General features: G+C 32.6%; 14 protein-coding genes and 2 tRNA genes. 4 read left to right on the forward strand and 12 right to left on the reverse strand.

Annotated elements, in window-relative coordinates; genetic code table 11:
- Positions 1-459 precede the first annotated feature (459 nt).
- Positions 460-1548, reverse strand: a complete 1089-nt coding sequence (gene cbiD, locus ACKI32_RS03610; RefSeq protein ID WP_407413583.1) for a cobalt-precorrin-5B (C(1))-methyltransferase CbiD — start codon at positions 1546-1548, stop codon at positions 460-462.
- A gap of 32 nt (positions 1549-1580) precedes the next feature.
- Complete coding sequence (locus tag ACKI32_RS03615; RefSeq protein ID WP_407413585.1) at positions 1581-1844, reverse strand: thioredoxin family protein; 264 nt, start codon at positions 1842-1844, stop codon at positions 1581-1583.
- Positions 1845-1968: 124 nt separating this feature from the next.
- Between ACKI32_RS03615 and ACKI32_RS03620 the strand changes: the two genes are divergently transcribed.
- Positions 1969-4047 carry a DEAD/DEAH box helicase gene (locus tag ACKI32_RS03620; protein WP_407413587.1) on the forward strand — a complete coding sequence of 693 codons (2079 nt, stop codon included), beginning with the start codon at positions 1969-1971 and terminating at the stop codon, positions 4045-4047.
- Between the two features lie 11 nt (positions 4048-4058).
- On the opposite strand, the gene ACKI32_RS03625 is transcribed toward ACKI32_RS03620, so the two are convergent.
- Complete coding sequence (locus ACKI32_RS03625) at positions 4059-4364, reverse strand: DUF2098 domain-containing protein (RefSeq protein WP_407413589.1); 306 nt, start codon at positions 4362-4364, stop codon at positions 4059-4061.
- Positions 4365-4377: 13 nt separating this feature from the next.
- Positions 4378-4647 (reverse strand): PRC-barrel domain-containing protein, encoded by a 270-nt coding sequence (locus ACKI32_RS03630; RefSeq protein ID WP_407413591.1) that lies wholly within the window; start codon positions 4645-4647, stop codon positions 4378-4380.
- Positions 4648-4746: 99 nt separating this feature from the next.
- Between ACKI32_RS03630 and ACKI32_RS03635 the strand changes: the two genes are divergently transcribed.
- Together ACKI32_RS03635 and deoC are read left to right on the forward strand one after the other, a co-directional pair.
- Entirely contained in the window at positions 4747-6411 is a 1665-nt protein-coding gene (locus tag ACKI32_RS03635) for a tRNA uridine(34) 5-carboxymethylaminomethyl modification radical SAM/GNAT enzyme Elp3 (protein ID WP_407413593.1), read from the forward strand.
- 53 nt (positions 6412-6464) lie between these two features.
- Complete coding sequence (deoC, locus tag ACKI32_RS03640) at positions 6465-7193, forward strand: deoxyribose-phosphate aldolase (RefSeq protein ID WP_407413595.1); 729 nt, start codon at positions 6465-6467, stop codon at positions 7191-7193.
- A gap of 100 nt (positions 7194-7293) precedes the next feature.
- Here deoC and ACKI32_RS03645 read toward each other — a convergent pair.
- The 7 genes from ACKI32_RS03645 to tes all read right to left on the reverse strand — a co-directional run bounded on the left by ACKI32_RS03645 (position 7294) and on the right by tes (position 11993).
- Positions 7294-7366: transfer RNA gene (locus tag ACKI32_RS03645), tRNA-Phe, on the reverse strand.
- Between the two features lie 3 nt (positions 7367-7369).
- Positions 7370-7441: transfer RNA gene (locus ACKI32_RS03650), tRNA-Val, on the reverse strand.
- 160 nt (positions 7442-7601) lie between these two features.
- On the reverse strand, positions 7602-7802 hold the full coding sequence (locus ACKI32_RS03655) for a histone family protein (RefSeq protein ID WP_042691314.1): 201 nt from the start codon (positions 7800-7802) through the stop codon (positions 7602-7604).
- A gap of 199 nt (positions 7803-8001) precedes the next feature.
- Entirely contained in the window at positions 8002-9282 is a 1281-nt protein-coding gene (locus ACKI32_RS03660; protein WP_407413597.1) for a tRNA (N(6)-L-threonylcarbamoyladenosine(37)-C(2))-methylthiotransferase, read from the reverse strand.
- Positions 9279-9911 carry an HVO_0476 family zinc finger protein gene (locus ACKI32_RS03665; RefSeq protein ID WP_407413599.1) on the reverse strand — a complete coding sequence of 211 codons (633 nt, stop codon included), beginning with the start codon at positions 9909-9911 and terminating at the stop codon, positions 9279-9281. The genes ACKI32_RS03660 and ACKI32_RS03665 overlap by 4 nt, the downstream gene beginning before the upstream one ends.
- 12 nt (positions 9912-9923) lie before the next feature.
- Positions 9924-10406, reverse strand: a complete 483-nt coding sequence (hacB, locus tag ACKI32_RS03670) for a homoaconitase small subunit (RefSeq protein WP_407413601.1) — start codon at positions 10404-10406, stop codon at positions 9924-9926.
- Positions 10407-10496: 90 nt separating this feature from the next.
- On the reverse strand, positions 10497-11993 hold the full coding sequence (gene tes, locus ACKI32_RS03675) for a tetraether lipid synthase Tes (RefSeq protein WP_407413603.1): 1497 nt from the start codon (positions 11991-11993) through the stop codon (positions 10497-10499).
- A 153-nt stretch (positions 11994-12146) separates the two neighbouring features.
- On the opposite strand from tes, the gene ACKI32_RS03680 reads away from it, so the two are divergent.
- The gene (locus ACKI32_RS03680) at positions 12147-12713 is read left to right on the forward strand and encodes a CDP-2,3-bis-(O-geranylgeranyl)-sn-glycerol synthase (protein WP_407413605.1); all 567 of its coding nucleotides are present in this window, start codon (positions 12147-12149) and stop codon (positions 12711-12713) included.
- Here ACKI32_RS03680 and ACKI32_RS03685 read toward each other — a convergent pair.
- Complete coding sequence (locus ACKI32_RS03685) at positions 12710-13729, reverse strand: hydantoinase/oxoprolinase family protein (protein ID WP_407413607.1); 1020 nt, start codon at positions 13727-13729, stop codon at positions 12710-12712. The genes ACKI32_RS03680 and ACKI32_RS03685 overlap by 4 nt on opposite strands.
- Between the last annotated feature and the right edge of the window lies 1 nt (position 13730).

Here is a 13730-nt window from a genome sequence, read left to right on the forward strand (position 1 = left end):
CTGAAAGTTATTGAATGGCTGTTTTTAAGTTGAACCACCTCACCTATAGAGGTCAAAGATTCCAAGATTTAATGATAATTAAGTATTTTCCGGGCAATTTTCGGTAAATTCCAACCTATTGAAATCAATGAACTCTAAACAGTATGAGAAGTCAGAATAAATGTTAAAATGTAGTGGTGGTTGAAATAAAACACACATCGGGTAATTTTTATATTTGAAAAAAATAATAATTTATTAAGCATAATCTCAAGGATATGATTTTGAAAAGTTTTTTCATTTATTTTTAGGATTTTGAATTTTGGAGACAATCATGCCATTGAATATAATTAAAGACAGGGAAGTATACAGCATATATGAATTAGCTTTCTAAACTATTTTTTATTTGAATTATCGTTTGTTTAAGGATATTACATATAAATATTAATAAATAATAAGGCACTACGGCTATAATCTAGAGAACTATAAAGTAGTGATAAATAGCATATTATTGTTTAAATAATTACCTTCCATATCAACCAATATAACATTTAAATCTAAATCAAAGCGTTGTTTACATCTATCATGAATTGCTTGAGCAATACTATTTGAAACTTCAAATGATACTCCCAATTCATCTAAAATAGACATCATATCATCAGTTGTTTTTGAATCAAATAATCTTTGTAGATTATGTTTGTCCACTCCACATAATGCCGCATGGCTCACCATTATTTCACGCCTTCCATCAGCAACAGCATGTTTTGTGTCAAATATGCCTCCAGCAACCTTAATCAGTTTACCCATATGACCAAAATAAGTGAATTTTTTAATTCCTCTTTTTTCAGCCTCTTCAAACATAAAACCTACAAAATTACCAGTTTGAACAATTTGTTCTTTGGCAACATTTAAATTCTGTAAAGCTAATTTCTCACCAATATTACCTGGAACGAAGACTAAATCAGTAATATTAGAGGCAAGGGCCACATCAAGTTGAGTGACAATGGAATTTTTATAAGCATCACTGGACATGGATCTCGCAATGCCTGTTGTTCCAAGAACAGATATTCCATCAACAATGCCTAATTTAGGATTCATGGTTTTTTTAGCTATGGCTTTACCTTCAGGAATGGAAATAGTAACTTTAGCAACTTTTCCTTCAGGTATTTTATCGGACAAATTTTTAACAATCATACGGCGTGGACCTGGATTAATTGCATAATCTCCAACAGGAATTTGAAGACCCGGTTTTGTGATTTTACCTACGCCTTCACCACCAGTTATAATCACATTAGATTCTTCATCTGTTTTGTCTAATAATTCAACAGTTGAAATAATTGCCAATCCAACAGTTACATCAGGATCATTATATGGATTCTTATGAGCCACAGCATATGCCTTACTCTCAGAAAGCCTTTTGCACTCGTCAATGATAATGTCTAAAGTCTTTTTTGGAGTCTCAACTTTAACACATACAATATCTGGAGTGTCTATAATCGCATCTAGGGCTGCAAGAGAGCATGCAGTAGCTACCGTACCTGTTGTAACACCAGTATAATTTTCATCAGCCATTTTTACAAAAAAATTATAAAAAAAGAGTGAATCTACAATAAAGATTCTAATTTTTCAATGAGTTCAAAATCACTAGGTGCGCCAACGAAAGCAACATCACCATCAATTACAATTGTAGGAACAGCCATAATTTGATATGCAATAGCTCTTTGTCTATTTTCTTCACTTTCATCGATTTTAATTGCTTCTACATCGATTGCATCGCCCAATTTATCTTTTGCTCTTTGAGCAGCATCGATTGCTGCAGGACAATGTGGGCATGAATTGGTTGAAAAGACTTCTACTTTAATTGCCATAGTAAATTTCTCCTATAGTTTTTGTAACTATTTTATTTTTTATTAATATATAATTTTTACCTATAATAATAGATACCAAATGCTCTCTGACAATATTTATTATATATTAAAAATAAAAAAATTATTGATTAAAATGGAAAATTTAGACAAAGATATTAAAAAAATAATTAACAGTGCATATCCCTACATTAAAGACTTCAATCCTGCACAAAAGGCAGTAATTGAATCCGGATACCTGGAAGACAAATCAAATTACATTATTTGTATTCCAACGGCAAGTGGTAAAACAGTTTTAGGAGTTTTACCTGCTTTAAAAACTATCTTAAATGGTGGAAAAGCAGTTTATGCCGCACCACTTTTATCAATTCAAAACGAAAAGGTTAAAGAATTTAAGGCATTTGAAGAACATGGAATTAATGTTGGAAAACATCCATCAAGCTCCGATTTATCAGTTATGGTTTTTGAATCATTTGATGCACTCACTAGATTTTCCTGGAATGTACTTAGAGATGTTGACACTTTAATTATTGATGAGTTTCATATGATTGGCGAATTTACAAGAGGGCCAACACTTGAAGCTGCAATAACAAGAGCAAAAATCATTAATCCGAGCATGAGAATTATAGCCCTTTCAGCTACCTTAAGAAATATCGAAGAAATAGAAGGCTGGCTTGAAGGAACTTGCGTTGAACATGATTACAGGCCAGTCCCATTAAATAAAGAAGTTCTTGATGCTGAAATGTTCAATACCAAAAATAAAAATGACGTTATCGTAAAAGTAGTTGAAAAAGCAATTAAAGATAAATCACAGGCTTTGGCTTTTGTTTCAACCAGACGATTTACAGAAAGCCTAGCTACCTACGTTTCTAAAAAGATTAACAAAAAGATTAATGTGGAACAGAGAAAACGCTTTAAGGAAGTAGCAGAAAAAATTCTTGAAGTTCCAAAACGAAAAGGATCACTTCCAACAAGCACTTGCCTTAAATTAGCTGAAGCATGCGAATATGGTGTTGCATTCCACCATGCAGGACTATTTAATGAACAAAAGGAAATCATTGAAGATGAATTCAGAAATGGAAACATATTAATGATTACTGCAACCCCAAGTTTAATGTACGGTGTTAATCTGCCTTCAAAGACCGTTGTAATCAGAGACCATACCCGTTGGACCGCTAACGGTCCTCAACCAATCCCGGTATTTGATTACGAACAGATGTCCGGGCGGGCGGGAAGACCCCAATATGATGACGTGGGATACTCATATCTCATTGCTAAAACAATGGATGAAGCTCAAAACTTACAAGAATATTATGTTGAAGGGGAAATAGAGTTAACTAACTCCAAATTAGTCGACAATAAAGATGCAATATACAGACAAATCATTGCCCAAATTGCTTCATCACTTTCTAAAAACCTAGATGAACTAACTGACTTTTTTGGAAAAACACTTTATGGCTATCAAATGAGCAATAATCCGTCAATGTCATTATTTGCTGCAGATAGCCTAAGATATGAACTTGAAAGTGCGCTTGAATTTTTACTTCAAAATGGAATAATAAGAGCTACACCCGAAGGTCTTAAAACAACTGATTTCGGTACTTTAATAGCAAAATCCAATTATACTGTTGAAACTGCCGTTAAAATTAAAGAGTATTTATCAACAATTAATGAAATTAATGTTGAAGAATTTATTTATGCATTGTCTGAAACTCCTGATTTGCCATTAATCTCATTTAAAGGAAGAAAGTCAAAAGATCCTGTACGGGACAAATTATCTGAAGTTGGATTATTTGCTGTTGATATTGGAAATCCTGAGGCAACAACAGTTTCATTAATTGAATGGGTTAATGAGAGAAGCGAATATGAAATAGAAAATAAGTATAGTGTTTATTCCGCATCTACAAGAAGGTCTGCTTATGAAGCATCAAGACTTGTTAAATTTGCAAAAAATACTTCTGAAGTTTTAGGCAATTACTCCAATCTAAAAGACTTCGACATACTATCCGCTAGACTATATTATGGAGTGAAAGATGACATAATACCATTAGTGGTCGGTGTTAAACGACTTGGAAGAAAAAGAGCTAGAAACCTTGTAAATATCTTTGGCAATGATTTAAGCGAAGTTTCACAAAAAGAATTACAAAAAGTCGAAGGTATAGGACCAAAACTCGCCGAGAAAATAAGTAATTTTGTAAATAATTAAAAAGGTGGGATTTAACCTCCACCTTCAGCAACATTAGAATCTAACTCAATATCTTCTAATGCCATTGCTTTTTCTTTCATAGTTTCAATATCGATATCGTCATCGTTTTCCTTATCATAATAAGTAGATTTCTTAATGTCTTTCTCATCAAGCAATTCCACTAACTTTGCACGATACCACATGTTGGTTTTATCAATCTTTACCCAATCAATGCCATCTTGTGTTTTTACATCGACAACTTTACCAATTGTTCCTGTATCAACATATCTGACATGAGAGTCAAGAGGAATTTCAATATCTCTTGCATCTAAAACCATTTTGAAAACCTATTTATTCATCTTCAATTTCAACTTCAACTTTTTCGGTTTCAGCTTCTTCAACTTTTGGAATTTCTTTGTTTAATATAATGTATGCACCAATAGTAGCAATATCGTCAAAGTTGATTTCAAGTTCATCTCTAGAGAATATGTTTTTTTGTAAAGTTAAAGTTACAGTTTCAATTTTACCAGTTTCAGTATCAAACTCAACATTTGCAACTTTACCTACTTCATATGCATTTTTATCTAATACGGTAGAACCTAAAAATTCTTTAATTTTCATAATTTCACCTTCATGAATTATATTATTATATATAAATCATTAAATATTTAAATAAAACTATCATATAAGATTAACTATTAATAATATACTGGTGAAAGAATGGAAAAAGCATGTCGAATAATAATTGAGGATATTCTAAACGGTAAAATATCTACTCGACGTGACCTCGAAGTTGCAAAAAGACAATTGTGCAGGGATTTGAAATTATCAAAATTCATGAGCAATGCCGATATTCTAGAATTTGCAAAACCTGAAGAGAAAGAAACTGTCTCGGGAATATTGAAGAAAAAACCTACAAGAACAATGTCCGGTGTTGCAATTGTTGCCGTAATGTGCCATCCCCACAAATGTCCGCATGGAAGGTGTTTTTACTGCCCTGAAAGTGAAATAGCACCACCTAGTTATACTGGTGAAGAGCCTGCAGCACTCAGAGGAAGAATGTATGATTTTCACCCTTATGTCCAATGTTTTAACAGATTAAAACAGCTGAAAAAAATTGGCCACCCAATTGATAAAGTAGAATTAATCATAATGGGTGGAACATTTCCTTCAAGGGATTTGTGTTATCAAGAATGGTTTGTATCACAATGCCTAAAAGCAATGACTGATTTTGGATTGATAATTCAAAATAAACCAAACAATTATGAATACAACATGGATTTTGATGAGATTAGATCTTTTGAGGAAGGCGTTTTGAAAACTTATTTACCTAACGATTATGTGTTAATTGATGATGTGCAAAAAGCCAATGAAAGCTCAAAAGTCAGATGTGTGGGAATGACATTTGAAACACGCCCTGATTACTGTAAAAAAGAGCATATTAACAGAATGCTTAATTTTGGAGTGACAAGAGTAGAACTTGGTGTTCAAACATTGTCTGATGAATTATATAAAAAAATTAAAAGGGGCCACACAATAGCCGATGTAGTGGAAGCAAATCAGCTTTTAAGAGATTCAGCTATTAAAGTGGCAATGCACATGATGCCCGGTTTATTTTCCGATGAGAAACAAGACCTTAAAATGTTTAAAGAGTTATTTAAAAATGATAACTTTAAACCAGATATGCTTAAGATTTATCCATGTCTTGTTACAAAAGGAAGTGAACTATACGATTTATGGAAAGCAGGAAAATATGAACCATACAACGACGATGAAGCCGTTGAGTTAATAACCAAAGTAAAAAAGATTCTTCCAAAATGGGTTAGAACAATGAGAATCCAAAGAGACATCCCTTCAACCCTTATTGAAGCGGGAGTTAAAAAATCTAATCTTGGAGAACTTGTTTATAACAAACTGGATGAAGAACATATTAACTGCCAGTGCATACGTTGCCGTGAAATTGGTCATAAAAAAACATCTGTAGACTATAGCTTAGATGATTTTAGATTATTTATCGAGAATTATACTGCATGCGGGGGAGAAGAACATTTCCTATCTATTGAAGATATAAATGAAGAGAGCATTGCAGGATTTTTAAGACTTCGCTTTCCTTCAAAAAATCATTTTAGACCCGAAATTGAAGATTCAACTGCACTTGTAAGGGAGTTGCATGTCTATGGAAATATGATTAAAATTGGCGGTAAAAATCCTAATATTGGCCAACATACCGGATTTGGAGAAAAACTCCTAAAAGAAGCTGAAAATATAGCTATTGACAATGGTAAAAGTGAAATAGCAATCATCAGCGGAATTGGATCTAGGAATTACTACCGTAAATTTGGTTATGAAAAAGTTGGCCCATACATGATGAAAAAATTAATATGAAAATATTTAAATATATGTTCGTATATATACTAACTAATTAAGAGGGTGTTATTATGTACAATATAAAAAATTCAAATGAATTAGCAAAACTCATTAACTATACTAATTTAAACAATATGACTTCTGAAAGTGAAATGAGAGAATTTTTTGAAAAAGCAAAAGAATTAAACTTCAATTCAGTCGTTATATCCCCAACATATGTTCCACTAGCAAAAGAAATGCTATCTGACACAAACATAAAAATTGGAAGTGTAGTCGGATTCCCATTAGGTTTTGAAGATACTGCTAGTAAAGTTGCTGAAGCAAAAGCATTAATCGAAAACGGAGCCGATGACATCGAAGTTGTTATCAACTTAAACCATATAAAAGATGAAAAGTATGATTTGATTGAAAATGAAGTGAAACAACTCAAAGAAGTCATTGGAGATAAAGTTCTAAAAATTATAATCGAAACAAAAGCACTAGAAGATTATGAAAAAGCAAATGCTGCTAAGGCTGCCCAAATAAGCGGAGCGGATTATGTAAAAACCGCTACTGGATTCGTATCACCAAATCATATCTTCGAAAATGTTAATGACATAAATATCATTCAAAAACACGCCCCAAAAATCAAAATAGAGATATACGGTGGAATTGACAATTATAAATTTGCAAACCAAATTTTAACTGGCGGTGCAGATTTAATCGGAAGTGATCACGGTTATGAAATCGTGAAAAGATACAAAGAATTAAGGGAAAACACCCAAGTAAAACCAAAACCAATCACTTTAACCAAAAAATAGATTAAAAAAAATCCATCACCTTTTTTAATCTAACACTAACTGAAATCTATAGAAAAAACTTTTTAAAATAGATAAATTTAAAAAAAAATAGCAAAATTAATGCCATGGGCCGGACTTGAACCAGCGACATCTAGATCTTCAGTCTAGCGTTCTCCCATCTGAACTACCATGGCATATGGACCGAACGAGATTCGAACTCGTGATCTCCTCCACGTCAAAGAGGAATCATACCCCTAGACCACCGGTCCCTATACAACATACTATAATTAGATAAAAGTAATATATAAAGTTTTCTTGTTGAATAGAACAAGTGTTAAAAAATAAGATAAAATAAAAAAAATTGACCAAGAAAATGGCCAATAGATTTTATTATACAAAGCTTTTTTTGAAAATAACCAATTAGTAAATCTATTTGATTGCTAATTTGATATCTTCAGCTTTTACAGTTTTTCTACCAGCGTGGCGTGCGAAATTAACAGCTTTTTGTGCGATTTCGTCACCTTTTTCTTCTAATGCTTCAGCTAATGCAATTTTTGCATCATCACTAATTCTTTGTGCGCCAGCATTTTTTAAGATACGACCAACTGGTGCGATTGGTAATTCACTCATAATTACACCTCCAATTAAATGATAGTACACAATAGTATATAAAGGTATCGGTAAAAATGGTTATTATTCCCCCATATTATAACATAGCAACTGTTACTATATGCTTTGGTAATCTAGAAAAAAATAATGATAAGATATAAAATTAAAGGATACAAATTAACAATAAAATGAAAATAAGAATAATTAAAAAAATAAAAAATTATTCTTCATATAATTCGCTTTTAAGATAAGTAGCGGTCGCTTCAGTAATTATTACATCTACAAAAGTGCCTAACTTAACATCATCAATAATAACTGGAATATACGAATTTGTTTTTGCAATAAAACCACCTTTAGAACCTTTTTCAACAACCAATACATTTTGAATGGTTCCAACCAATTCACGGTTTTCTTCTTCAGTTATTTTTGATTTGATTTCAGATAAAAATTTTGATCTTTTCTTCATAGTTTCAGGAGGAATTTCACGAAGTGAAGATGAAATCGCACCTTTTCTATGTTGATATTTTGATAAATGAATTAAACTTGGTTTAATATTTTCAAGTAACCTAACGGTTAAGTCAAAATCGTCATCATTTTCACTAGGATATCCAACAATAATATCGACTGCCAAGGTCATATCAGGAATTTCATTTTTAAATTTTGATACAATATCCAGGTATTGGTCTATAGTATGGCCCCTATTCATATCGGATAAAACCTTATCACTTCCTGATTGAACAGGTAAATGAATGAAATTATATACCTTCGGATGTTTCATTGCATCGATTATATCATCAACATCGTTTAAAATGTTTTTAGGGTGCATCATTCCAACACGAACACGAAAGTCTCCATCCAAATTAGCCACTTCTTTGATTAAATCAGATAGTTTCTCGCCACTGTCCCGACCAAATGCTGCAGTATCCTGAGCAGTAAGTTGAATTTCACAAGCCCCATTTTCAATAGCTTTTTTAGCTTCAGCTTTAATATCTGCAATTGGATAACTATTTAAAGGTCCACGGGCAAATCGAGTGCAACAAAATGTACATGCCCCTAAACAACCTTCACAAATTTGAATAATATGAATTAAACTATCATCTACAAGTTTAGGAACACCCACTTTGGATTCTTTAGAAAATCCTGTTTCCCTAATTAGCTCACCACAATATGTTCCGGTGACGATTTCTGTTGCTTTATTCAATTGGTGAGGGCCAATCCAAGAACAGTTAGGACCTACTTTGTCTAACTTTTCAGGATCGATTTCAACCATACATCCTCCGATGATAATTTTTTTATCTGGAAACTTCTCTTGAAGCTTTTGAATTCTGTAAACGACCTTATTTTCAGTAGGTAGTTTAACGTAACAAGTATTCACAATAATAACATCTGCTTCCTCCATGGAATCAACAATGTCAATGTTATTCTCTTGCAAGTTTCCAGCGATAATCTGACCATCAGCCTTATTAAATGTACAGCCATAAGATTCTATATATACTTTCATAATTCTTTCCTATGATGTTTCTTGAAAATATCTTTAGTTAAATCATAATCATAATTATTGAATTTAACAGGTTTTGCATAAACTCTTTTAATTACGTTCGCTTTTGCAAATCCTGAAGTTAATTTCCTATCTTGAGTTTTAATTACATGGACCTTAACTATGTGTTTGTCGATTTTAACAACATCCCCCGGAGCTATTTCAAAATCCCTGTCTAAATCTAGTTTGTATGAATCTACTTCCCCATGCAAATCAACTGAAAATCCAATACGTGCTGGAATTTCAACAGAATTCGCCCAAATAGTACTAATATCTTCAATTTTAGCTTTATTAACTCTTTTATCTCCCACTTCAATACTTGTAACTTCAACTTGGCCTAAATCAGAAAGTAAAACATCCCCACTTTTTAACTCATCACTTGGGGATAAATCAATTGTTGTTTTGTGAGACTTGTCTTGCTCTGAAATAATCAATCTATAAGGTTTAGGTTTTTTTAAAGAAACCACATCTTTAAAAACATGCCCACAATCCTCACATTTTAATAAATATTCCTCAGTAAATTTCTTTTTTGAGGACTTTTGCTTTGAATTTATAATTTCAATCTCATCAGAACCACAAATTGGACAATCCATTTTTATGCCTCCTTAATCATCATTTAAATAATGGTTTACTAACCCACCATCTTCTAAAATATTTAACATGAACTCTTTAAATGGTTCAAAACTCTTTTCTTCCCCAGTAGTTTCATTAATCAAAGAACCTTCAGTCAAATCAATGCTTATGATATCCCCATCCCTAGCTTCAATATCTGAAACTATAACTGGAAGGCCAATATTGATTGCATTTCTGTAAAAAATCCTTGCAAATGATTTGGCAATGATTGCATCAACACCCGCAGTTTTAATTGCAACAGGAGCCTGTTCTCTTGATGAACCACATCCAAAGTTTTCATCAGCTACAATTATATCTCCTTTTTTAACATTTTTTGTAAAATCCGGACGTTCTCCTTCCAATACATGATCTGCTAAATCTTGAGGATTGAATGTTCTTAAATATCTTCCAGGAATAATGACATCTGTGTCGATATTTTTCCCAAAAGTCCATGTTTTACCTTTAATAATATTCATTAATATCACTATAAAATTATTAATAAAAAAAATGAAGTATTTGGAAGATCCAAATACGAAATAAGTAAGTTGGTGATTTGATAATTTATTCTATTTTAATGGTTTTGAGAATTCTTTTTCAACACCTTCACGATACATTGAATTCATAGTACAGAACGGTATGATTCTACCATCAGGTGTTGCATAGTGGATAACACATTTTTTAACTCTGTCTTCATCAAAATTAAATGGATCCATAAAATGCATGCATGAAATAAGCATTGCATCTTTAGAGAAATCTCCTAAAGCATCATAGTCTCCTTTAGCAAATACATTGTACAATATCTTTGTAATATCCAAATCATTTGGAGATCTACTTGTATGAATCATTTTAGCTAAATTACCAGCTAAACCTGCTAAAACTCTTTTACGAGACCCAAATTTGCCTTTTTTAAGCTTCTCATTGTATTCTTTTAGTTTATCACATAAATCATCCACATCAATGAAATTTGTGATTGGAATTAATTTATCTTTTCCATCACCCTCGGTTTTTTCCCTAAATACATAAGTAGCAATTCCACAATGTTCATGGCAGTTTAAGGTAACTTTAGCTGATTCTTCACCATCCAATAAGGAAATGAACTCTGCAATCGGTTCAACAAAAGATGGTGGATAAAATGCACTAGTCGGAACTTGACCATCAGTTTCATTATCAATGATGTTAACAAAATCAGGAATAGTAATTCTTTGCTCTTCCACATGTTCTGATGGAGTCCTTCCTGAAAATGAAACCGGTTGGAAATTAACACCATAAATAATGTCATTATTGTCAAAAGCAAATTTAATTATTTCGCCAACTTGATTATCATTTACGCCTTTGACCAATGTAGGAACCAACACAACACCTAAACCTGCTTCCCTACAGTTTTCAATAGCTTGAAGTTTGTCAGGAAGTAAATCTCTTCCTTTATTTTGAATATAAGGTTCAGGAGTCACACCCTCAAAAGAAAGATAAACAGTATTTAAACCTGCTTCTTTTAATTCACTAGCTAAATTTTCCCTTTTAGCTATTCTTATACCATTAGTGGCTATTTGAACATGAGTAAAACCTTCTTCTTTCGCCATTTTGACTAAATCAATAATATCTTTTCTGACAGTAGGTTCACCACCCGCATATTGGATAGCCGGACATGGATGAGGTTTCAAATTTCTTAAATTCCTAAGCATTTGTCTTATTTCATCTTGAGTTGGCTCATATAAATATCCTGCAGCTGCGGCATTAGCAAAACAAACTGGGCATTTTAGATTACATCTGTTTGTTACATCAATTAAACCCAATACAGTGGATGTTTCATGTTTTGAACATAACCCACAATTGGTTGGGCAAGCCCCACTATCATCAACACAAGGATTTTCAACACCTGTTATTGAAGGAGTGAATTTTTCAACTCTAGTGTACAATTCATTATCACTCCAATAAGTGTTTTCAAACTCCCCATGCTCATCACAGGTCTTTTTGATGAAAATTTTACCATCCTCATCATAAACTTCTGCCTCAAGGGGTTTACCACACTCAGGGCATAAACTTTTTGTATTTTTAATTTTCAAAAAAATCACCTTTTCTAACAATTTTACATTATTAGCTAACTTACATAATATTATATATTTAAAGTAATATCATATTTAAACTTAATTAATATATACTAGAAAATAACATAGATATACATAATAAAAGTTAAACTGAAATGGAGAAAAAATCTAATGACTATTAACATTCAACTATTCCTAATTGCGTGTGTTACAACACTTTATTTCATACTTCCAGCTTATTTTTCAAATGGTGGAGCGCTATTGTTCGGTGGCGGAACCCCAGTTGACTTCGGAAAAAGTGATAGCAACGGCAATCGTTGGATTGGAGATGGAGTGACCTGGAGAGGCGTAGTGGCAGGGACACTCATAGGAATGATTACCGGTGCGATTCAAGGATATTTTGGTCCATACCTCATTTCAGAATTTGGACAATACATCATTACCCCAATAATCACAGATGTGTCTAGCGGAATACTTATAGGATTTTTACTTGGTTTTGGTGCTCTTTTAGGTGATGCTTTAGGTAGTTTTTTAAAAAGAAGACTCGGAATTGGAAGAGGAAAACCTGCACCAATTCTAGATCAATTAGATTTTATAATTGTGGCATTAATTTTAGTTTCATTGGTTGTTAAATTAAATTGGCAATTTATAGCAATAGCTCTCTTATCAACACTAGCTATACATTTATTAACCAATACTGGAGCCTATTTATTGGGCCTAAAAGATGTATGGTATTAAATATACTTATTCATCATTACTGCAGTTCCAACAGCAGGCGCCACAACACATTCTTCATCTGTTAAAATGTCACCCATGGATTTAACTTCAAGACCTAAAAGTTCTGCTGCTTTTTTATCTAAAATATCTTTACCAAGACCTGTTGTAATGATTAAATCTAGTTTTTGAGTCTCAACAACCTGTTTTAAACCATCGGCAATTTGTTCAACCTGCTTTTGATGAATAAATTTGGACATTTCTATAATATCCTCCATTGTTAACATCTCTAAATCAGCACATACAACACGGGCAATCCTTTTTGCACATTCTATTTTTGACTTTCCTTCACCATCAAAAGTGTCACAAACATAATCATCTTCACTGATTAAATCCAAAACAGTGAAAACATCAGCAGTCTGTGCAAATAGCTCACTAGCTACCCTATACTCTTTACCATTTAACTCAACCTTATCTAAAAAACTAGCAAGATTTGTTCTTAAGGTGCCTGTATAGACTAATTCTCCAGTAGCAGATCTATCAAAATCGGATTTACCTATTGCACATTCTTTTCCATTTTTAATAGGGATTATATCTGTAGTGGTGCTTCCTGTATCAACAAATATGCAATTATCAGAAATTAAAGTTGCAATTTGGGCTGTTGCAATCCAATTTGCAGCTGCCGCTTTAAGTGGAGTTTTTTCTATTTCTTCTTTTGACATCATTCCATCAATACCAACATAAGCAATTGGACAGCCAAATGTTTTTTCACATTTTTCAACGACATCTAAAACCCCATCCTTTTTAGTATCATATGCATCAACAAGTTCAGCAGTCATTGAAATGCCAACAGCATCAATTTCTGAAACTGGACAAATGTTTTCTATTAATTCCAATAAAACTCTTGACAAATCATCATTATTGCTCCACATTGGAAGATATGCAAAATCAACCTCGATATTTTTTATATCTCCACCATCAAAATCAATTACTGCCAAATCAGTATTTGCTCCACCAATGTCAAATCCGGCCACCTTCATA

The organism is Methanobrevibacter sp., from assembly GCF_045611865.1.
GTDB lineage: Archaea > Methanobacteriota > Methanobacteria > Methanobacteriales > Methanobacteriaceae > Methanocatella.